The sequence below is a fragment of the Vibrio sp. 10N.247.311.47 genome, assembly GCF_041467535.1.
Classification (GTDB): Bacteria; Pseudomonadota; Gammaproteobacteria; order Enterobacterales; family Vibrionaceae; genus Vibrio; species Vibrio crassostreae_C.
Window position 1 is genome coordinate 42976 of record NZ_JBFSUR010000012.1, and the last position, 23213, is coordinate 66188.

A 23213-nucleotide genomic window follows, 5' to 3' on the forward strand; every position below is an offset into this window, starting at 1 on the left:
ACTTTGTTAGAAAGTGCCACATGTAAAGCTTCAGCTCTATAAAGCCTCTGGACATCTATTTGCCAGCGCTTTTGCTAAATTAGTAAACCATCAATAACTACAGGTGTGGCAAATTTACTTGTGAAGAGCTAATGCGATGAGTAGCATCGCACTAGCAAAAGTATTGGTTTAGGTGCGCACTAAGTGCCGTTACGTTAAATTCAATTCAATTCATCACATTAAGCTACATATTGCCTTCTAACATTCAAAAAATCAGTTTAAGTCCTTGATATCATGTTGACCATGAAAGGTTAAATAGGCATAAATCAACGCTTTCTATACGACCTAAAGGAAAGGATATTTATGGATAAATTTATAATGCTTCAAGAACTTGGGGCGGGTGACTTTCAGCACCTTAACGGTTCATTGGAAGCACACTTGAAAGGAACTGAACAAGTTCTGATTAACTGGGGGAGTAGCGAGTTACTTCAAATCGCAGGTCTTTTTCATGCCGCATATGGAACAGCAGGTTTCGATGAAAACATGGTGTCGTTAAGCAAGCGCCAAGAAATAGCGCGAATTATTGGTAATGATGAAGAAGCGTTGGTTTATTTGTATTGCTCATGCGACCGAGACTATGTATTCCCTCAATTTGGAAAAGCGCTAGAAATCCAATTTAAAGACAGATTTACTGGTTCAATATTCAAACTCGATAGTGCAACGGTAAAATTGTTTTGCGAGTTAACGGTCGCTAATGAGCTAGAGCTTGTTTATAGCAGTGAAGAGTTCAAGCTCAAATATGGTGCTGAGCTATTTGAACTGTTCCAAGGTATGGACAGCTACTTAAGTACCGAAGCTAGAAAGGCGTACAAATTAGCATTGTCGAATTTCGCATAACAACAACGGTTCGAGATGGATTCGCAACGCGTGGCGTTAGAAATCTTGTAGATATTATTCCTATTATGGTAAATGTGTCTGTGTGCTATCAGAAATAGCCATTAGACCGCTTCAAGAGCGGTTTGTAGAGCAAAATTCATCGAGTTGCTTTGAACTAACAACTGCACTCTGATCCCCATTTATCGTACTTTATAAGCTTTGGGTTTCAGATTAGTTATGTTTGGGCAAAACCCATCCGACCGAGAGCGTGGCTTTTTTGGCGAAACTAACAATGGGGCAAAGGTGGTTTAGGTAACCGAGAAGGATTTCTTCCTAGTTACCAGCACGGAACGGGTAAAGTATGATTAAGCAATCTGTCAGATCTAGTTACATCGTTGTTTTGTTTTTTTAAAAGAAACAGCGTCACCTATATTCCCTCAAAGAAATCCATCTTTTATAAATAAGTAAAAGATGGGTTAGTTAAAGGCCACAATCACTTCAATAAAGACCTTATGTTATCCGAAATGTTAACCTTTGTTACTGAGCCAACCACTCTTTCTAAATCGATATCTCGTCTGTTCTTATGTGCTACTGCATTCAACAAGGTAAATAACTCGGCATTTGTTCTAATTAACTCACTATAGGCTTTACGTAGCTCGGATAGCTCAGCCTTCTTTTCAACTAATTCTTTCTTTATCTTATCAATATCTTCTGCTTTTTCTGGTCTGGTATTTGAGCTTAAAGGCTCTCGCTTTTGAGCTTTTATTACATCTAGAGCTTCTTTATGTAAATCAGGGTAATGCCTTATTAAACTACGACCAACTCCCGCCTCATCTTCTATAGAAGAAAGCGATACTCTCTTACCTGGGCTTACATGAATTGGCTTCCCCTTTTTCAGCCTTGCTAAAGCTGCTCTTAACTTTTGTTCACCACTCATGCTTGTACCTCAGGTTCTAAGTTAAATGCTTTCATGATTCGTAACGCTACAACATTCTGACTTTTCATCATACCTTCATTCCCTGCAAAACCTTCCAAACTCTCAAGCCTGAGTAACTTGATATTTCTGTCGTATAGTTTTTTCCAGTTAATCGCATTCTTTAGTGTGATTATCGTTGTATCACAAGTTTCTCCACAAACTGACGGATCGATGGTATCCGTTTTTTCACACTTATGCGCTTTTGTGCAATAGCCAAAAGGAGTTTTAGTTATATCCCACTCTCCAGTCTCTATCAAAACCCTAATTTCATCATCAGTTAACTGAATGGCGGATTCTCTCATTGCCTCGATCTCTTTGCCCTTAATACCTTCTAAGTGGCAATCTGAGTAGTATAACTCTCTGTATATGTTAGTTTTTACCAAGATGTGCTCATTAGCGATATCTTCCATGATAGACCAATCTCTTAGCAACCTTTGAGTAAATGCTAATTCTGACCCTTTCCCGTAATACTCCGTCATATACTGGTACATATGCTTTACCTGCTGTTTTACCGCTGGAGCAGAAGCAAGATCATGAGTAAGAAAGTTAACTATTAGAGTTCTTCTGAATTGATGTGTATTCAACTTCCACAAGCTTCCAACCATTATGCGCTCACGGCCTCGATTCATCGCTTTGCTTTGCTCTAAAGCAGACTCAGTGACTATGAGTCCGATGTGTTTAGCTAAGTCTTGCAACGACTTTGTCACTGGATTTAGGGCTGCGAATGTTGGGAGAATACTGACATTTGCACTGATCAACAGAAAGTCATTGCCCTTCAAGGATGGTACTAATTTTTTGGCAGGTCTATGTATCAACTTTATGAGATCAATAGCTTTTTTCACTTCAGGAATGGTAATGTAATCTACATCAGCCCCTCCTGATATTTTCGTCTCATATGCCCGGACATAATAATACTTATCTTCATCATCAGGAGTGCACCGAAAACAATCATCTTTTAATGATGTAATTTCATCAAACCGCATTCCTGTATAAGATGAAATGATTACATAGCAAGCAGCAAACACACGGCTTATATATCCATGGTAAACCCTAGTATTCTTGTCTTTTGAGGCAAGATGACCTAAGCCTTCATCTATCAAGAGCTGCTTTAAGCTTTTGAACTTTCCTTTCTTTTCTTGAGATACTCGATGCCTTTCGGCTTGGTATGTAACATCTATAGGATACTTTGATTGTGCAACTATTCTGGATTTTCTAACTTGCTTGAACTTTTTCTCTAAAACTCGATTAATTTTCGTTATCACATCTGGTGCATCATTAATGATCTCTAACGATTCAGATAATAGCTTTGAGTGAAGCTCTAGTGGTATGTACAAGGTTTGCCTAACATGAGAACTCTCTGCCACGTAAGGAGCAGTTAGCTGCTTTAGCGAAGCCCAACTGTCGTTTAGTACATTTCTGCTTAGTGGAAGGCTAATATTCAAGCCATTTAAATTTAAACGGGAAGCAGAGTTAAGCCTCCCAAACCTGCCTTCTAGTGTTGAATGAGAGTACTTTCCTTTGACAGATTCTAAGTATTTAATCATGCCTATACTACTGTTTAGCTTAGTCACTGACATTAGATTGCATTCCTGTAGCTCATTAAAGAGCGGTCGTAATCTTCTCATGGTTTCCGTGGCAACCGCTGCACGGCCACTGGATTTGTACTCTGATTTGAAGATAGCTAAAACAATGACTCTCAGCTCTAAAAGTAAGCTTGCCGACATCTTATCGGTTGGAAAATAGACTTTATACGTTGATTTCGAACTGTTCTTCCTAAGGTCTCGATATGCACTGAAATCCCATACCGGATCATTAAACCTAGAAACAACTTCGCCTTTTAAATCATAAGCAACAGCAGGGTTTTGAGTTATTAACTCAAAAGTACTCATATCTGATAGATTATTACAAGGCTCTTTAACAGAGGCTGCTGATGTAACTGAATAATTACTCATAGATCATACATCCATAATGGTGAAATGCCTTGTTCTCTCATCATATCTTTAGCTATCTTAACTAGCTTTTTATCTAGATTATGTTCAGCTAGGTATTTTATATTATTGATAGTGTTCTCTATTACTTTTCTACTTCCAAAAAGACCTCCAGCTTCGCATTCGTATCGACTGTTGATTAATACTTGTCGTAGCGACAACAGTTGATAAACGTGGCTTTCGGATTTTACAAACAGATGATTTGGGCAGGTAATACAAGATAAGAAACTTGTACAATAAACAACCTCCCCCTCTTTACGTAAGCCAGACTTCTTGATTTTTCGTGTGTTTCGGTCAGCCTCTTTAGATGAAACTGCATTGGTACACACTCCACCTGAAGGCGTTTTGGTTGAGTTTTCATTGTCATAAAGTACAGCTTTCGAGGCTGCTTCATCGATCACTTTTACTTGAAACAGATCTTGATATGCAGCCATACCTTTTTTCAGAGCTTTATTATTTTCTTCGACAGAGCCTTGGTTATAGTACTTCTCAGAAACAACTACCGAGTTGTTAAGCACTTCTGCTCTTTGTTGAATGTCATTGAAGAATAGCCCATAGGAATGTCGTAACTTTCGAGTATCTAGTTTTAAACTCTCGGCTCCCAGTGAGAGGTTTAAAGGGCTTAGAGTGTTACGTAGTAGACCTCTGTACGCATGGGTCCGTATAGAGCTAACGCTACCATCGGGGTTAACAAAAGGGAAAAGGAATCCCCCTTCTGGATCGACTCTTTTTGAATGTTCAATAATTCTCTCAAGCAAAGTTTTAAAATGCTTCTTTACTAGTAATATTTTTTCCGCATCTTTTTTCTTCTTTCTTTTGTCTGTTATCGAGATCTTTATCATGCCATCTATGATTTCTGATTCTGATATAGAACTTCTCTTCAGTCTGAAAGCAGGAGACTGATTGATACCAGTTATAGCAACAAACACTGAAGAGTAAAACATCGAAGCTAGGTTCGAGATATACCCATTAGTATTGATAACACCTGCTACTCTGTGCTTGATGGTATAGGTTATACCTCCAATATCATGCTTAAATTGAGTGTCGTTTAGGCTCTCAATTGGAGCACCTTGAACACTCAAAGTATGATAAAAATCAGCGGCATTAATTAAGAATTTAAGGAGGGCTTTGTACCCTTCTTTACTGTAACCTTTTGAGTTATCTTTCCCATTAATAGTCGCGCCAAATAGTACTCCTGTTCGCTTACCTAACGATGGAAAATACTTATCAAAGTCAAGTTTACCGATACCAAAGCAGTCATACATAAGTTGCTTGAGAATTTTTCTTTTTTTTTCAAAAGTAGCTTTTGATATCTCCTCAAGGTTGTATTTTCTGTGCAGTACTCCTTGATAACTTTCAATACTTTCTTTGGCTGCAATTGACCGAACAGTGTCATACGATCTTAAGTGCCGTACATACAATCTAAAATCTCGAATTTTTGTCAATTTCGTTTCTGAAGCGAATGAACTACTTACAATATGCTTAACAAATAAAGATAACTCCTGCCTAATATCCTTTGTATCTAGCTCGGTTTCTTTTATCCAACTCAACACACTTTCCGAATATTCGTTTCCAAACTCTTTATCGAATTTAATGCAGTATCCGATATCGTTAGCCCTAGTTTCCCTCGAATAAGAACTCTTCGATACTTCAATCTTTCTTGATTTCTTTACCATTAAGCCGTCTCACTAAAGATTAAGCTTAATAACTCTTCATTTAGCTTTGATTGTTCTACCAAAGCTTTAGATTTCTGAAAGTAAGAGAGGTACCGCAACGTATCCGTAATATTCTTATGCCTCATTTGACTCTTAGTGAATCTCAGTGCTTCACTATCGCTGAGAGTCTTCACGTTTAGAGCTGCATTCATTACATCAACTCCAAACGTGACTCTTAAATCATGAAAGTCATGTGAAAAGTCTGGATATTCAGGGTATATATGCTTATGTACAAATTGATTAAAAAGTGTCGATATTGTGTGTTGGGAATAAGCTCCGCCTCTTTGTGTAATAAAGACATTAGCTCTTTCACCACCATTATTTATGAACTTATTTAGTCGATTTACATAACGACTGCTGATGTGATAACGCTTTAACAGCTTAACGGCAGAACCTGCAATCGTAACTGGAAGCTCACTGTTCTGCTTCGTTTTGTGTTGTACTTTTGCGCCGAGTTCTAACTCAAAATGTGGGTCATCATCTTTGTAGATCGCAAACATGTCTGTCCGAAGGTCTGCAATTTCGCTTGCTCTAAGCCCTGATAAGATAGCAAGCACACAAATCAGCAAAAACTCTTCCGAACCATGCTCTTTCAGCTTCGTAAAAAACATCTCTTGCTCTTGTATAGTAAACGGCTTTAAAGACCCTTCCTGACTTCGAGCTGATACATCCAACTTTTCTGTAGATACTCGCCTAACTATGCTTCTTCCTGCTATATGCGCAAATGGATCATTATCAAACTGTCTTATTTCTATTTCCTCATACTCCATAGGAATAGAGGTAAATGGAGTATTAATATCCAAATGAAATATATAGAAATTCGCGACAACGCTAAAGTATGACCGAGCGGTACTACCAGCAATGTTGCCCTCTTCGTACTGTTCTTTTAACCACCACTTAAACCCAGTAAAAGGTCTATCCACAGACTCTAGCGCCCCTATATTCCAAGAGAGGTTGTGCTGATGCAGAAAGTCAAAATATAGCCGTAACGCTTTAGCCTGTGTTGCTGATGAAGTTTTTGAATGATTTCTATAGTGCGATACTATAAATGATAATACAGGCGGTACTACTACACCTGTTTCACTCTCTATAACAACGTATAAATTATCACAAGTTTTCTTATCTGACTCAGCATAGAGTACTCCATCTTTCAAGGATAAATTTTTCTGATCATAAAAATCGGATAGAAGATTTAGGCTTTTGATCTTGTGAGTCATGTACATACGAAGGCAACTTATAGGCTAGCAATAGAATCAGAATCGTTCATAAAAAATGCCAAGTCAAGACTTTAGGGTTGTTCACATTGCAAGAAATTAAAGAGTTGAGGGTTGGTTCATAATTTAAGACTTGACGATACAACTCCCGCCAGCTCCACCAAACGTTTGGAAAGGGCCAACTCGAAAGAGTTGGCCCTTTTTTTATCTTTATTTTACTTGCCACAATATGACAAATTACATTGCTAGCAATGAGTTACCATTAGCACACCAACAATAAAACCAGACACTCAATAAAAAACCACACATCCCGTTGCTGAAATGTGTGGCTGTTTAAAACTATTATCTTACGAACTTAGATAAGCTTAGGGGTTACTCCATATCACCGAGTAAGTAATCTTCATCACTACTCACTACCGCACCATGTTTCAGGAAGTTCTTGCCTAAGATCATGCTGTATTCAAAGCGAGAGCGGTCTTGAAGGTTTACCCTTACTTCTTTCTCTAGGTCTCCGAGCTTAACCTTCATTTCTACCACAGGGCGAATGTTCACCTTCTCGCCTTTCTTGGCTTTGATACGCATTACATCAATCACTGGCTTGGTGAAATCTTGCTTATCGCCTTGGTTGTTTTGATAGGTAAAGCTCACCATGTCTTGGCCATCTTTCTTAAATCGTTTGATGTTGACTGCGTTCATTGAGCTTACATCCGCACCAGTGTCGAGCTTGGCCGGGAACTTCATGCCGTTCACTTCTACTACTTCAATGTGCCCAACTTTAAACAAAGGCTCAGCTTTCAAAAGATAGTCAGAGCGAGTGTTCACATACACACCGTCTTTTGCCATCTTCTTGCCTAAAATAAAGTACGCTTCTTTCTCATTCGTATTGAGCACATCGATGGCAAACTCTTGCGTACGAACGTTTCCAGAGACCGCAAACTCACCACTTACAACCGGACGAGTATCATCACCGACTTTAAGCTTCTTAATAATTGGCTTGGTCACCTTCTGCTTCTCACCGTTTACATCCGTAAGATAAAATTCAACGGAGGCATCTTTGCCTTTACCTGTCATTTCAAAACTGTCGACCTTCAACAAAGGCGTGTTGACAGTGAATGAGGCAACGGCCTTTAGAGGGAAGTCATCAAGGGTGATGTCCTCTTCTGGAGAAATAACCAAAGGTTCACTCTTTTTAGCAACATCACTAAAGCTCTCTGAACCTTCAGAAAGAATATTTTCTGCATTGGTATCAATCATAAAAAGTTCACTGGCGGTACTGGTACCAAATCTCAACTGTGACTCGCTACTCGAGCGGTCACGTAGGTACACCAGAACGTCTTTGGTTGTGTTTTCATCGAGTTGGACTGGTACATATACCAGAGGTCTTTTCTTACCACTCACGCTTAACATACGAACTAATGGCAGTGTCATCTCTTTCTGTTTGCCATCGTTGTCGAACATATCAAACGTCACTTCACTGTTCTTCTTATCTACGTCGATGTCTTTTGCATGAAGAATACTGTAGCGATTCTTTAAGGAGAAGGTCGCGTTCATCGCCATTCCGGAGATAGACACCACCTCTTTACGGCCAACAACCGTCGCGTTTTCCTGCTCTTGCAAATAGTCGTAACCAGCAAACACTAAGGCGTTGTCAGCAAGAAAGGTTTTGCCGATCAGCACTGGCGCAGAGAAGTGACTTCTGTCGGTCAGGTTAACATCGGTTTTTAGCTCTTGGTCTGCAATGGTGAGCGACATTTTTACGGTAGGACGAAGCAAAGGCGTGCTGCTGGTGCGGCTGCGTATCATGCTGACACGCTCTAAAGGCGCTTTAATTAATACCCTGTCACCCGTACGTGGGTTTTGAACCTTAAAAGACACCACAGCTTCATATTTCGCAAAGGTACTGCCATCCCAATCATCGTAATCAACATCGGAATTATTCAACAAGTCTTCGGTTAACGCCGCCATCAACTCTTTGTCTTTAAGATTCTTGTAATCGGCATTCGTGCTCTTCACATGAATGTCTTCAGCATGCATAGAGGTAGTTTCTGCACCAGTGTCGATTTTGCCAATGAAAGGAACGTCTTTTAGCCCTTGAACGCTAGAGAGGTATACATTCTCAGTACGGCCTAATACCGCCTTACCATCGAGTTCGTAAGTAGGGTTTTGAGTGGTCGGTGAAGTATCAGTAGCCAAAGTATATTGTGAAAAAAGTAGAGTGCTTAAAAGAGTTAGAGCCAAAGGTATCTTTTTCATTAGTTGGTCCGTTGTGATTAGTTCACTAATAATACTGGCGTTTGCGCGAAGAGTTCCCCCACCAGCAATGGTTCTCACATAACGTTAACGCTATGAGTTTTTAAATGACAAACCGATGACTTTGCGCTGCATTCGCTTATCGATTATTGACTAATGGATACCCAATAACCTTTTCAATGCTCGGTGTTCTATTGAAGAAATGAATACAAAAAAGGCCAACGACGAGCGCTGACCTTAGCTATTCAAAACACACCTGAAGCGAGTTTAACTTGCTAAAACACAAACGGTTCTAGATAAACATAGCACTAAAAAGTCCCGACTGTTTTCTTTGCACAGATAGCTCGAGCTTTTTCTGCGTCCTCACCTTTATTTTTGAGATAGCACTGTCGATAAGATTTGACGTAGCGCTCAAATAACACCTCGGCTTCAGGTTGTGGTTTAGAGAGCAGTTGGTTAACGAACTTTCTTGATCCAACCTCAAAATGCTGAGTATCGATTGGGCTATTCCAATCCCCTCCCCAGATCATAAATCCGTGATGGGTAAACAGCTCCACCACATCTTCAGCCATGCCGCGGCGTTCAATTTCATCACGAGCACGAAAACGAGTACGGTTCACATAACGAGTCGCAGATTGTGAAGGCTTTACCGTGATTCTTCCGTTGCTATCAAACTCTAAGAAAGGGTTTTGAACTGGGTTGATGTCGATTGCCACACCATAGGCATGTTTCGACCAACCTCCTCCGCCTGTAATAGGACGAGCGTTAAAGGCGCTGCTGTTGTTCGCATCCATTGAGGCGCTATCATCACCTCTGAATTCACGCATTAGGCGAGCGGAATGAAGAGGAAAATTGCGCTGTTTGAGCTCTGAAAAGATTTGTTCAACAGCAGGCGCAATAACATCAAGCACGATCATATTGCCCTGTTGCGTTTCCCCTTTGAAACTAATGAAATCGAAATCCACTTTGGATAGTCGCTCACAACCAACGGGCGCACCACTACTCAAGACATTGTTCTTTTTCATCATGTCGCATTGCCATTGAGATATAGGAGCGACTTGGGCATAACTCACTGCACTGAGCACAGTGGCCAGACAGCCGACAATAAAACGTTTCATATCAAAAACTCAAAATAGTAAGAGTGAAAAGTAGCAGAAGTTGGAAAATAGCATATTAAGCCAAGTTGAGCGCACGCTTTGTTAGCGTGTTTTGTTCCAGTAAACAATCTCTCTAACTCGTCCGTTCTGATCCTTGTCAGCTTCTCCACCAACATCAGAAAGTTCAGGTAAGGTCGATAATTGCGGAGCGTAATAGGCAACTAACATAAGTACGAACGCATCGTAAATATCGTCTATCGCGGCGTCTTTACGTTTGGTATTTGAAATGGCCAACGACAAGCGGTCACACCATTGAGGGGATAGCTGCTGAATAATAGAAAGCCGTTCCTCTTTGCCTTCTTGCGTTCGTTTTGAAAACGTCAGCGGTTCGTCTTTCAATGCTGCAAACACCACTTCAGGATGTGATTCCCTGATAGAAAGATTGGGATGAGTTTCAATGAGCTCATCAAGCTCGCGAATCTTGGGCACAATTCCCCAAGTCTGTTTAGAAAACTTCTTATCAAGCTGCTCCACATTGGCACTGCACGCCGCAATGTAATCGGTTTGGTAAACCGCCTCACGACACGGAACCGGAAACACCGAAGAACCACGTTTGCTGGTTAGAAAACGCCTTGCTGCTTTGTCACACAAGCGATCTGGAGTTTGTGCATCACTAAAACCAATAGGCATATCGATAAGCGCCGTTGAACCGATAAGATCACTCGCTAGCTCATCGAGGGTGTTTACCACTTTAAACGCAGGTATCTCATTGTCAGAGACAATCCAAGCGATCCAACCCGACTTGCAGCCATCAATTCCGATGTATTTCATTATGTTCTCGATGATTAGTTTGTTGAGGATTATTTGGGATAACTAGCCCACTTAATGATCAGTGCCACTCACTAATCAGCAGTCTGCTTTTTACACCACGTACCTGCAAGCCCATTGCATCGAACACCTCTTCAAAGTCTCGACACTGCGCAGGGATGTTAGGTAACGAAAGCGCGGCTTCTGAAAAGAATTGTTGTTCAAAATGAGCCGAATCGTTCCAAGCGAGTTGCCACCACTCTAGAATCCTCGACTTAGACGAGCGCAGCTTTTCAGCCGTAGGAACTTTATCACTTTTACTTAAGTTCTCTTTGCTTGTAGTAGGAAAGAGGTTCCACTTATCGTTGTTTGGCCAGTAAGCGAAAGGCAAACAGTGATCAACGTGATACTCATTTTTTAATGATTTTCCACTCCACACGCTGACAATGTCGGCACGATCAGATCTAAGTTGCTCGACACGTTTACGCACATCGCGAGTATCATGGTTTTGATCGATCCATACCAAGCAGTCGTGATAAGTCTGTAGTGGAATGCTTCGCTGTCGGTTCAACTCGAAACGCTGCATCTCCATGACCCATTGATTCACCACCAGTGGTTCAATCCAAGAGTGGTAGATTCTAAAGCACTCCCACAGGCTTTCATCGAGAGTGAAATAACCAAAACTTTCTAAGAACTCACTATCAATGACCAGTGATTCTCGGCTCTTCCGTCGTTTGTGAGGTGGGTATATATCGAATAGTCGGTTGTCTTTCGAGCCTTGATAAATAAAAGTCACAGGTCCTGATTTAATGGTGCTGATCGTTTGTGAAAATAGCTTTTGTAGAGCCTTAGCTTCATCGCCGAGAAACATAGCGCCTATCGCTAGATCATCAGCACTTAAGTGTTTGAGTTTATTCCACCCATCCTCTTTTACAAACCCAAGTCCCTTCGTTGTGTTGCTATTTTGCTGAATCCCTGCGCCTTCTATGTCGATATCAATCAGTCGCTTAAACTGCCTAACCCAATACAGAGCAACCAAGCCCACTGGTAGAGAAATTTTTCCATCAGTTCGATCAATCACAGCGCCTGAATGCGCATCAGCAATTCGCAGTAATGTTCTCAACAAAGCCAACTTGTATGTGGCCGACTTGTTGTCATTCACAATAATGTGGCGCACCTTGTTCAAGTCACCGGAGCCATCGTCTGGTAGTGTCATCACCACGGTTTGCCACCACACCTCACTGCGGTTCAATGTATCTTGGCTATCATCAACATGACGAACCAACAAGGCGCTGTTTTTTGATAAACGCTCGAGCTCTTCAACCGAGACTTCATAGCCTTGTCGACTGTCTTGAAACTCCCCATGACGCAGAGTGATCACCAACTTGCCATTTGGAGCTAGCAAGTTAGACAACTTTCTAAATGCGCGCTCTCGATGAGACGGAGCGAGATGCATCCAAACCGCACTGACCAATATCAAGTCAAAACGCATTCCGAGGTTTTCAGTGCGGCTAAGCGAGGGAAGTGAATCATCAATCCAAGTAACACTTGGGCCTGTATATTTCGAGCCTTGTTCGCGTAATGAGTCACTGGGTTCTATCGCAATAACATCAGATCCGGCCTTGTGCATCCATAGCGCATCACGACCGCATCCAGCACCGACATCGAGTACTTTATCGCCCACTAAAGGCCAATAAGCTTGCCAGCTTTTATGCACCGTCTCGAAGGTCACTGAGTTGTACTGCTGGCAAAGTGTGTGAGCATTTTTATCGTAAAAAGGAATCGATGAGGACATATGCGCTATTGGAGTAAGGAGTCTATCTCAATAGTAATGGGGAGCTTAGGCGATTGCTAGCAGCTCATGTAAGTTCAGCCACACCAATCAGCATTTATCGTTAGTGACTGTTTTATATCAATATCCACCTAATGAGTTCATCAGGCGAGTCACACCTCGAATTGATCTCGTCAGAAAAACAAAAACAAACAAGGTGCAAGCTGACGTGCGAACAGAGATAATTGTTTGAAGATGATTAACTCGCCTCAAGCACCTAGCCGATAAAGACTAATGAACACATACTCGCACATAGACACCCCATTCAACCTGCGCCACACCTGTTGGTTTTGTGGTGAGCCTTCCAGTAACCTTGTTGAATTTCCTAAGACAGCGCAGGCTGTTGCCAAGATAGGCCATTCACCGATCGCACTGCCGGCTTGTAATGAGTGTGCGAGAATTAACTATTCAAAGAATCTGACCTCAATTTGGTCTGTGCGCGATCAGATAAAGCACACTCTGATAGACAAGTACGCTAAGCACCTTGGCATCGGTGAGAACTGGACGGAGCAAGAGCTTATTGATTCTGATTTCTCGGGTTCGACGCTCGGTGGGTTTGGGCGCAGCGCTTGGAAGATGTATCAAATCGCCAAACAACGCGTCGATTATAAAGGCTGGCCTTTGTCGGTTGATGACATCCCACTTGAGGTATACGACGAAACCAGTGGCTTTGAGTTTGACGGTACTCGTTATGCCTCAATCAATTCATGTATCGACTATTTCACCAAGGCAGCAGGCGTAGACAAAGAGCTGTTGTCGCAGCTTGTCGACATCGTTTCATCAGAAAGGTTTAGCTACGCACTGCGAATCACCAAGCTGAACAAGAATGTCTCTAATACCAAGCGCTCGGAGATCGTCGAAGAGGTACTACAACAAGAGTCTGAACAAGAAGAGATACTGCTTGAGCAAGCTAATTCAATGTTTAACCCAAACGTCGAAGAGGTGAATATTTCAGGCTCAATAGCGCCTGTATTTGCCATTCAGTGGGCGCTGGCTAACAAGGTTAAAGATTTAGCCCACCTTTGTGCTCTCGAAGATGAGTATTTTGACTATTTCGAGCACCTCGGCGGCCCTGCAGCTTTCATGTCCTATAACGGCCTACAACTCTATTTAGAGTCGCGTCAAGATCCTGAATGGGTAGAAGAGTTGGATCCAAATAAACAGTATTGGTGAACATGCCTCGCTACTGGTGAACACGTGTAAGCTCGATAATCGTGTCAAACACCCATTGTTAGTCCTTGTTTTATATAAAGATCTAAAAACAGAACCCTATAACAGTTAATTGTTGCAATTCGGTTAAATAGAGTGAAAACTTCAAGCATCTAAAACTATTTAATCACTGCCATCTGCGGTGAGTAAGGAGTGAATTGTGCTTGCTGTTCTTCGTATTATTTTGGCTACGGTGTTTATTATTTTCACCACTCTATGTGCTTTTGTTTACTGCTTGTTTAGCCCCAAGAACCCCAAGCATGTGTACGTTTTCTGTCGTTGGTTCAACCAACTCCAAAAGATCATCGGTGTAAAACTGGTGCAACGCGGCCTAGACAATGCCCCGACACCAGAAAACAGCGTCTACATCTCTAACCACCAAAGCATATTGGATTTTGTGACCGATCCAGGAATGCTAAGACCACGCACTGTTTCATTGGGCAAACGCGATTTGTTGTACGTGCCTTTCTTTGGCCTGCTGTATTGGATCACCGGTAACATCATGATTAACCGCGAAGACAAATCCAAAGCACGCGATACCATCAAGCAAGTGGCGGAAGCGATTCATCAGAGAGATCTGTCTGTTTGGGTTTACCCGGAAGGAACCCGTAGTAAAGGGCGTGGACTACTGCCATTCAAAACAGGCGCTTTCCGAATGGCAATTGAAGCTGGTGTGCCTATCACCCCGATGTGTACTAGCACCACGCACAATAAGATCGACTTTAATCGTGCCAATAATGGCATTGTGATCACCGAGATGTTGGAACCTATCGATGTATCCGGATACAAGCTTAGCGATGCGAGAGAGTTGGCCAATCGCTGTCACGCACTCATGGCAGAGAAAATAGCAGAGCTTGATGCCGAAGTGGCTCGTTTAGAGGCGCAGCAAAAACCAGAGTTGGATTCAGATCGTTCTTCTACGAACTAACTCGCAACGAAACCACTGAGTCATCGCTCAGTTACTTAAAAAGACACTCAACGATCGCAACTCTCATTGTTCTTGTTTTACTTGCTGGCGCTTATCCGCAAAATAAAAACAGGCGTTATCTGCCTTATAGAGCAATGGGAGTAAACGATGGAAGTGATTCACCATGGTGGCAAACATACTGTCACAGGATCTTGTCACGAATTAAGAGATTCAGGCCAAGCGGTACTCATCGATTGTGGCTTATTTCAAGGTTTAGATCTTCAAGGTAAAAAGCTTCAAGGAGAAGATGCACGCCCTCTTGATATTGAATTTGAAACGTCCCACCTCAACGCTCTGCTGCTGACCCATACTCACATTGATCATATTGGTCGATTACCTTGGTTACTCGCCAGTGGATTTAACCAGCCAATTTATTGCACGCAAGCCACCGCCGAACTCGCTCCTTTAATGATTGAGGATGGCTTAAAACTGCAAGGGCTCAGCAATAAACAATCGAAGCTGATACTCAAAAAGATTCATTCGCTAATTGCTCCCAAGCCTTACGGGGAATGGTTTCCAATCACGTCTAAACAGCAAAACAACGGAAAGGATCATCATAGGCCAAATACTCTACATGCTCGCTTTCAACCTGCGGGGCACATCTTAGGTTCTGCCTATATCGAGATTAAGTTACCTAACCAAGAAGTAGTTGTGTTTTCTGGCGACTTGGGCCCGAGTAACACACCACTGCTGCCGGATCCCAAGTCACCACAGCAAGCCGATTATCTGTTTATCGAATCCACTTATGGCACCAGTACACATGATGATATTGCTACGCGATCTGAGCGTCTCAAGGCCATTATTGATCGTTCACTGCTCGATGGTGGCGTTATTCTAATCCCGGCTTTTAGTATCGGCAGAACTCAGGAATTGCTGTTTGATATCGAACACCTGATCTTTGAGCATCAACTCAGTAGCGATATTCCTATTATTCTCGATTCTCCGATGGCTCAAAAAGTGACGCGTTCATACCGACGTTTTAAAGAGTTGTGGGGACAAGAAGCAAAGCTGCGTCTTGAACTGAAACGTCACCCACTCGCTTTTGAGCAGTGCATTACCGTTGATGGACATAGAATGCACAAGAAAATCGTGAATCGCCTCAAGTCGACAGGTGAACCCGCGATTGTGGTCGCAGCTTCTGGAATGTGTCAGGGCGGCAGGATAATGAACTACTTATCAGCCTTGCTTCCCGATAAACGAACCGATGTGATTTTAGCTGGCTATCAAGCTCACGGAACGCTCGGACGAGAGCTGCAACAAGGCGAAATGCAGGTTTTTATTGATAACAAAGACGTTGAGGTTAACGCTCAAATTCATGGCATGTCTGGCTATTCTGCCCATGCTGATAAAGAAGATCTCTACCGATTTATAGACGGCATCGCGACTCCACCGAAAGAGGTACATTTGATTCACGGAGATCCAAACACTCAGTCTGAGTTCGCTCAAGCTTTGGTTGGGAAAGGATTTAAAGTCGTTTAAAACAGGCGATTGATTCACGATTTCTGATTGCGGTAATCCTTACGGAAAGTTCTAAAAATTACTACTGATATTTTAAATAATACCTCCCCTTAAACCTGCCTAATTTCACTATATCGGTGATATATTCTTGCGTCTTTACCGTCGTAATGTGTTAACAGTCATTAGTACTGAACAACGTTTCCTCTCATTTTTCTTCTATTTTCCCTTCTGACACATATTGTGAGTTTCGAAAATTTGTATTAATCACTATTTATTCACTTTACAAACCGACACTAAAAACAACTAATTGCATATCAATTTTAATGGAACGATTATCAAATTAGCACTAAGCGTTAACAAACACCCCCTGTAACATGCTTTATGTCACAGTAATCCTAATAGGCAGTTAAATAATTTAACACTCGAGTTACAAGTGAAGTATTGTGTTGTTCGAAAAACAATCATAAGCAAAACTAACAGGGAAAATACTCATGCAGTCATTCGTTGATTTTTTGAATGGAATAATCTGGAGTCCAGTACTTATCTACCTATGTTTAGGTGCAGGTTTGTTCTACTCCATCATGACTCGATTTGTTCAAATCCGTCACTTCTTTGAAATGTGGCGCTTGCTACTATCGGGTAAAAGCTCGTCAAAAGGCATCTCGTCTTTCCAAGCTCTGGCCGTTTCTCTATCTGGCCGTGTCGGTACAGGTAACATTGCTGGTGTTGCTGCCGCTATCGGTTTCGGCGGCCCAGGTGCAGTATTCTGGATGTGGGTAGTGGCTTTCTTTGGCGCTGCAACAGCTTACGCAGAATCAACGCTAGCGCAAATCTACAAAGAAGAAGATGAAGGCCAGTTCCGTGGTGGTCCGGCTTACTACATCGAAAAAGCGATGGGTCAAAAATGGTACGCTTGGATCTTTGCTATCGCGACTATTTTTGCATGTGGTATTTTGCTTCCAGGTGTTCAGTCAAACAGTATTGGTAATGCTGTAGAAGCTGCATTTGGCTCAGGTGACATGATTGAAACAGCTATCGGTACATTCAGTTTCGCTAAAATTTTCACTGGTACTGTAGTTGCTATTATCCTAGCGTTCATCATCTTTGGTGGTGTTAAACGTATTGCGAACTTCACACAAATCGTTGTTCCATTCATGGCACTGGCTTACATCATCATCGCGTTCGTTATCATTCTGCTAAACATCGGCCAAGTGCCAACGGTTTTCGCAATGATCATTGGCGATGCATTCACACCTATGGCAGGCTTCGGTGCTGCAATTGGTTGGGGTGTTAAGCGTGGTGTTTACTCAAACGAAGCGGGTCAAGGTACAGGTCCTCACGCGGCTGCGGCTGCAAGTGTTGATCACCCAGCTCAGCAAGGTTTGGTACAAGCTTTCTCTATCTACATCGATACTCTTCTAGTATGTTCTGCTACAGCGTTCATGATCATCATCACTGGTGCTTACAACGTTCACGGCGGCGCTGAGGGTGTGTTCCTTGTTCAGAACCTAGCAGCAAACATCGGTGCGAATGGTCCTGTATTTACACAGCTTGCTATTGAAAGTGCACTACCAGGCATTGGTAAGCCATTCATCGCATTTGCTCTGTTCTTCTTCGCATTTACAACGATTCTTGCTTACTACTACATCGCAGAAACGAATATTGCTTACCTACGTCGTACCATCAAGATCCCTGGCATGATGTTCGTACTTAAGCTTGTTCTTATCACTGCCGTTTTCTATGGCACAGTTAAAACAGCGAACCTTGCATGGGCAATGGGTGATGTTGGTGTTGGCTTGATGGCATGGTTAAACATCGTTGGTATTCTGATCATCTTCTTCATGTCTAAGCCTGCGCTTAAAGCTCTAGCTGACTACGAAGAACAGCAGAAACAAGGCGTAACTGAGTACACATTCAACCCTGTAAAACTAGGCATTAAAGGTGCAACTTACTGGGAAGAGAAGTACAAGCGTAAAACAGGCAAGTCTCCAGAAGCAGAAGCTGCAGACACTAAACCTGTAGAGCAACCTTCAGCTTAAGCTTTCCTTAGCAAATAGATCGCTTTAACAAATAGTGCTATTAATAACGCATAAAAAAGGGGTTAGCTATTTCGGCTAACCCTTTTTGTTTTATTCATAACCAATAAATGGCTTATAACAAACTAACTGTTCCCGAGTTAGAGTATTAAGCAGCGATTTCTTGTGTTGCCATTTGAGGCGCTTTCTTCTCACCGATAGGCAGTACTGTGCGGCCGTATTCGTTGTTGATTACTTGTGCCATTGCAAAGTAGATAGCTGAAGCGCCACAGAAGATACCTTCAAAACCAGCGATAGTGCCGATTAGTTCGCTGCCAGTGAAATCACGAGCGGCTAGCAAGAAGAACAAAATAGTTAGTGAACCGAATACTACTTGCTTCGCAACTGGGTAACATAGAGAACCGATGAACATGAAGCCTGTGAAGATACCCCATAGTAATAGGTACCAACCCATGAATGCAGCAGGGCTTGCTGGAAGGCCCATGTAAGGCATTACAATCAAACCAACCAAAGACAACCAGAATAGGCCGTAAGAAGTAAACGCAGTTGTACCGAACGTGTCACCACGTTTGAAACACATAGTGCCCACGATAACTTGGCTCAAACCACCGTAAAAAATACCCATTGCAAGAATCATAGAATCGATTGGGAAGAAACCTGCGTTGTGGATATTAAGAAGAATGGTGGTCATACCGAAACCCATTAAGCCTAGTGGCGCTGGGTTAGCTAGTTTGGTCGACATTACGAATTTACCTTATTAAAGTGGTTGATTAAAAAAAAGCGATAAAAACTATCAGAAAATTTTAATCTATAAACCGTACAACTAGGTAATCCAGTTATCGAAAACTAAGATTGTACAAATGATCTTATGGAAAATAGGTTTCATAATGAACCTATTCAATTCACCGAAACTATCAATAAACAGATTCCCTATCACGTTCGTTCCTCACTGTAAGGAATGACGAGTGAGGTAAGTGTTGAGGCAATGAGACAAAGCCTGGTGCTACGTCACTCTAGAATCGAGGGACGGGATATCTGGAATCTACTCTTCGATATGAGCACTTGCGGCACACAAGAGCCCTCTGTCACGTTCGTTACTTACTGTGGGGAATGACGAGGTTTTTTTAGGTACGATAAAAGAGATGGGGATGCGAAAAGAGTCTTTAGATTTGAGTAAGCGCCCCCTTAATAGCAAACGTAGGCAACAGGTGGCGAGCTTTTCGTTACTTGTTTACTCCATTAAATCTCGTATCTACTTGGACAGATTAAATTACGCTTGTTGTGGTTTAGATTCAGACACTTGAGATTGAACGTCTGAAGAAGCGTTTTTACTCGCATCGCGCTTGGCTAACAACGTCACGACAATCAACTGAGCAACAAGAGCACCTAATACAACCAATGCACTTCCCGTAAAGCCTGCGACTACAAAACTAATCAGAGCAATAGAGCCGTTCATCAATGCGTAAGGTAGCTGCGTCTTAAAGTGTTCAAACTGATCACACCCAGCCCCGGTTGAAGAAAGAATCGTGGTTTCAGAGATCGGTGAGCAGTGATCACCAAACAAGCCACCCGATAACACGGCACCAATCGCGACGAGAAGCGGAGCATCTATCGCAATCGCGGTTGGAATAACTAAAGGCATCATTATCGCGAAGGTTCCCCACGATGAGCCCGTTGCGAATGAGATAATGGCAGACAGCAAGAACGCGACCGCAGGTACTAACCAGTAAGGGAAACCGCTCTGTGCTTGCTCAGCAATATAAGCCGCTGCACCCAACTCTTTACCAACGGTGCTTAATGCCCAAGCCAGTACCAAGATGATCGCGACTGGCATCATGTTTCCCATACCTTTTAAGTACACAGAAACACCATCTGAAAGCTTTCTTACACCGTAGTAAGCCATTAGCGAGATTAAGGTAATCGCCGCAAAGAAGTAAGCCGATGATAAAGCAGCTCTGAACGATGAACCTGCGACCTTTTGGAATGGGAAACCTTGTGGTACCAGCATGGCACACAACACCACCAGCATCACTAACAATGGTGCCCAGACAAAAGATGCCTTTGCATTTTTATGCGAGAACGGATTTAGTGATTCGTTATTCACGCCAGAGTTAATTCCCGCCTGGCAATCACGCTCAGCTTTTGCCATTGGCCCAAAATCTAAACCTTTAACGGACACGAGCGGAACGATGAAAATCGCGAGGAATGCGTAGAACTGAAAAGGAATCGCACCGATGAACGCATCCCAATCAGACATATTGACATTCAACGCCGTAAACTCTTTTTGAATCAGGCTCATGATATACACGCCCCACCCGATAAAAGGGATAAGGATCGCGACGGGTGATGATGTAGAGTCGATGATGAATGCCAACTTCTGTCTAGAAAGTTTCAGTTTATCGAAAAGAGGGCGAAAGACAGGACCAACAATCAACGGAGTACCTAAGTCAGAGAAAAATATCACGATTCCCCCAAACCATGCAGAGATTTGCGCTTGGCATTTATTGCTTACCCACTCCGTCACTCGCTTGGCAAACGCAACACCACCGCCCGACTTTTCCATCAAAGCGACAAAACCACCGATGAACACCAACAGCATAATCACGCCAGCGTTGTAGCTATCTGTAAGCTGAGGGACTAGGTAACCTTTAACCATGGTACCAAACGTATCAAGCGGGTTAAGTTCGCTAAACATGCCAGTCAGCATTGCAACACCACTCAGCACACCAGCAAAAAGGCCTATCACCACATTCCTTGTCGCCAATGACAACACCAAAGTAATCACAATGGGGATGAGTGACGTGATATCTGTCTGTTCCATAGGTACACCTTAACCCTAAAATAAGAGAATAAATATAAATTAAATTTGAATATAAATTCACAAGCATCATTTGTACAGAACTTTATCCTCTAACTGGATAATTAGTCTTTAAATGCGCTTCAACATAGCCAAATAGACCAATCACCCTGCTTAAATAGCCAAGTTCGAAACGAAAAAAAGCCGAAAGTAGACACTTTCGGCTTTTGATTATTTATATCGCTATGGTCGTACTACTGAGCTCGTAACTTAGGCCACCTTTTCAGTATTCAGACGATCAATTACAACTAATTTCATCCCAGAACCAATTCGATTGAACTGGGCTTTCCCATACGCCCGGGCCGTTTTTAGCCACGAAGCACTTGCCGTTATGCGTCACTTTGTCGCCATTACTCACTTGGCTAACGCCCGCTTGCCAGGTGATAAACACAGATGGGTCAACAACGACAGGTGACTCGGTAACTGGCGGTTCAACTGGTGTTGGGTCTACCGGAGCAGGATCAACAGGCGTTGGATCTGTCACAACTGGTGGTGTTGGCTCGCCCGCTACTAGTTTCCAAGGGCCACCATTGGCAGGGTCATCCCCTTGTGTCCACCATTTCGCTTCATAGGTTGCGCCGTTATGCGTCACTTGGTCACCCGCGTTGTAAACCTTGGTCGCACTCCAACCATTACCACCCGGATCAGTACCAGGGTCTACCGGATCAAGCTTATCGACCACCTTCACTTCAGGCCAACTCGCATGAGAACCATAGAAGTTGGTCACACACTTCTCGTAATCACCAGCCACCAGTGCGGAATAAGCCGTTTGGAAACCAACAAGCTCACACTCAAACGAGTAACCTTCTGGGCGGTCTGCGTAGTATTTCCAGTTACCATCCCAGTTGGTGTACAACACATCCGTTGCTCCGTTGAGGTTTAAGCTTCCGTAAGGCGTTTGCTGCCAACAAGTATTGGCTTCATCCGCTTCTACCGGAATTTCATAGTGCGCTGCTAACCCTTCCCAATAACGAATACGGTTAACGGGTTGGCCTTTGTCTTTGTTCTGCTCGCCACATTCAATACCACCATTGATCACGTTGATTGTGGTACCAAAGCCATAGCCAATACCCGCATCCAATTCACGTTGAGATGGCGTCCAAGTGCGGTCGATGACATGCAGCATAGCTGGTTTAGGTGCTTGAGGGGTAAGGAAAAACCAAATTGCAGACGCTAAGTTCAACCAAGAGTCCGCCACTAAGCCCGGATTGTTGAGAAGCACCGTCGCGTCACCATCAAACATCACTTCAGAGAACGCGCCATAATTAAAATGGTAAGAAAGCTGTTTAGCACCACGTCCGAAGTAGCCCTGTCCCGCAGCACATGGCCAACGGGCATTCTGCCAATCGTTCTGACCACAACCGGTGGTGTAACCTTCTTGGCCTTCAGACCAACCCATTTCGCGAACATGCACCAGCGCTTGCTGCCACTCTTCTAGAGCTAATGGATTATCAGAGGTGTTGTCTATCGCGATATGCCCACCCGTCTCTTGTGAAAATTGAGCAAAGGCCGTGATGATGGATTTCTTACAGATGGCATCGGAGTCACGGCCATCGGTGTACTCTCCACAGAACGCTGGGAATTTACCGATCGCACGTAAGAAGCGAGTGTAGGTGTATTCTGGCGCTGCCATCTGAGTGAGGAAGTCCCATTCAGATTGAGGGAACACGCGCTCTACACGCTTTATGTTTTCAGGATTCGAGGGGGAACCGGGTTCAATCGCTTCAACGATTGTATTCGGGCGAGTTTGAAGGGCCTGTGACCAGATCGCATACATAGGATCGGATGTTTTCGCTTGTTCAGCAGCTTGTAGAGCCGACTTTTCAACAAGGTAACCATTCGGGTTTTGCGGATCAGGTTGAATGTTCAAAGACGCATGACTTTGCGCTGCTAATGTGCAGCCCAGTACTGTCGCCAAATATTTGATTTTTAACATGATGGATTCTCTTATCT

The 23213-nt window shown here is 42.9% G+C and carries 16 protein-coding genes; 5 read left to right on the forward strand and 11 right to left on the reverse strand.

What is annotated here, in order from left to right; translation table 11 throughout:
- Positions 1-342 precede the first annotated feature (342 nt).
- The gene (locus AB6E51_RS10165) at positions 343-876 is read left to right on the forward strand and encodes a DUF6817 domain-containing protein (RefSeq protein ID WP_017090057.1); all 534 of its coding nucleotides are present in this window, start codon (positions 343-345) and stop codon (positions 874-876) included.
- A 472-nt stretch (positions 877-1348) separates the two neighbouring features.
- Here AB6E51_RS10165 and AB6E51_RS10170 read toward each other — a convergent pair whose 3' ends face one another.
- The 8 genes from AB6E51_RS10170 to AB6E51_RS10205 form a co-directional block, all read right to left on the reverse strand.
- The gene (locus AB6E51_RS10170) at positions 1349-1792 is read right to left on the reverse strand and encodes a hypothetical protein (RefSeq protein WP_004735143.1); all 444 of its coding nucleotides are present in this window, start codon (positions 1790-1792) and stop codon (positions 1349-1351) included.
- The gene (locus tag AB6E51_RS10175) at positions 1789-3783 is read right to left on the reverse strand and encodes a hypothetical protein (protein WP_016796742.1); all 1995 of its coding nucleotides are present in this window, start codon (positions 3781-3783) and stop codon (positions 1789-1791) included. Before AB6E51_RS10175 ends, AB6E51_RS10170 begins: the two co-directional genes overlap by 4 nt.
- Complete coding sequence (locus tag AB6E51_RS10180) at positions 3780-5495, reverse strand: hypothetical protein (RefSeq protein ID WP_004735141.1); 1716 nt, start codon at positions 5493-5495, stop codon at positions 3780-3782. Before AB6E51_RS10180 ends, AB6E51_RS10175 begins: the two co-directional genes overlap by 4 nt.
- Positions 5495-6751 (reverse strand): tyrosine-type recombinase/integrase, encoded by a 1257-nt coding sequence (locus AB6E51_RS10185; protein WP_232288508.1) that lies wholly within the window; start codon positions 6749-6751, stop codon positions 5495-5497. Before AB6E51_RS10185 ends, AB6E51_RS10180 begins: the two co-directional genes overlap by 1 nt.
- Positions 6752-7120: 369 nt before the next feature.
- A complete protein-coding gene (locus AB6E51_RS10190) occupies positions 7121-9001 on the reverse strand; it encodes an ATP-dependent zinc protease (protein WP_372057540.1) in 1881 nt (626 codons plus the stop codon).
- A 305-nt stretch (positions 9002-9306) separates the two neighbouring features.
- Positions 9307-10116, reverse strand: coding sequence for a M15 family metallopeptidase (locus AB6E51_RS10195; RefSeq protein WP_372057538.1), 810 nt, complete (start codon positions 10114-10116; stop codon positions 9307-9309).
- Between the two features lie 81 nt (positions 10117-10197).
- Entirely contained in the window at positions 10198-10926 is a 729-nt protein-coding gene (locus AB6E51_RS10200; RefSeq protein ID WP_017062812.1) for a DUF429 domain-containing protein, read from the reverse strand.
- Positions 10927-10984: 58 nt separating this feature from the next.
- Positions 10985-12697 carry a class I SAM-dependent methyltransferase gene (locus AB6E51_RS10205; protein ID WP_372057537.1) on the reverse strand — a complete coding sequence of 571 codons (1713 nt, stop codon included), beginning with the start codon at positions 12695-12697 and terminating at the stop codon, positions 10985-10987.
- A 270-nt stretch (positions 12698-12967) separates the two neighbouring features.
- Here AB6E51_RS10205 and AB6E51_RS10210 point away from each other — a divergent pair, with 270 nt between their 5' ends.
- The 4 genes from AB6E51_RS10210 to AB6E51_RS10225 all read left to right on the forward strand — a co-directional run bounded on the left by AB6E51_RS10210 (position 12968) and on the right by AB6E51_RS10225 (position 18406).
- Positions 12968-13906 (forward strand): hypothetical protein, encoded by a 939-nt coding sequence (locus tag AB6E51_RS10210; RefSeq protein ID WP_136974081.1) that lies wholly within the window; start codon positions 12968-12970, stop codon positions 13904-13906.
- Between the two features lie 196 nt (positions 13907-14102).
- A complete protein-coding gene (locus tag AB6E51_RS10215; protein WP_017059735.1) occupies positions 14103-14870 on the forward strand; it encodes a 1-acylglycerol-3-phosphate O-acyltransferase in 768 nt (255 codons plus the stop codon).
- 147 nt (positions 14871-15017) lie between these two features.
- On the forward strand, positions 15018-16388 hold the full coding sequence (locus tag AB6E51_RS10220) for an MBL fold metallo-hydrolase (protein ID WP_372057536.1): 1371 nt from the start codon (positions 15018-15020) through the stop codon (positions 16386-16388).
- Positions 16389-16858: 470 nt separating this feature from the next.
- Positions 16859-18406 carry a sodium:alanine symporter family protein gene (locus AB6E51_RS10225; RefSeq protein ID WP_102428291.1) on the forward strand — a complete coding sequence of 516 codons (1548 nt, stop codon included), beginning with the start codon at positions 16859-16861 and terminating at the stop codon, positions 18404-18406.
- Between the two features lie 145 nt (positions 18407-18551).
- Here the strand turns inward: AB6E51_RS10225 and AB6E51_RS10230 are convergent, their stop codons facing one another.
- The 3 genes from AB6E51_RS10230 to AB6E51_RS10240 form a co-directional block, all read right to left on the reverse strand.
- Positions 18552-19145, reverse strand: coding sequence for an acetate uptake transporter (locus AB6E51_RS10230; RefSeq protein ID WP_010440610.1), 594 nt, complete (start codon positions 19143-19145; stop codon positions 18552-18554).
- Positions 19146-19673: 528 nt separating this feature from the next.
- Positions 19674-21224, reverse strand: coding sequence for a Na+/H+ antiporter NhaC family protein (locus AB6E51_RS10235; RefSeq protein WP_102428292.1), 1551 nt, complete (start codon positions 21222-21224; stop codon positions 19674-19676).
- 274 nt (positions 21225-21498) lie between these two features.
- Positions 21499-23196, reverse strand: coding sequence for a glycoside hydrolase family 19 protein (locus AB6E51_RS10240; protein ID WP_372057535.1), 1698 nt, complete (start codon positions 23194-23196; stop codon positions 21499-21501).
- Positions 23197-23213 lie beyond the last annotated feature (17 nt).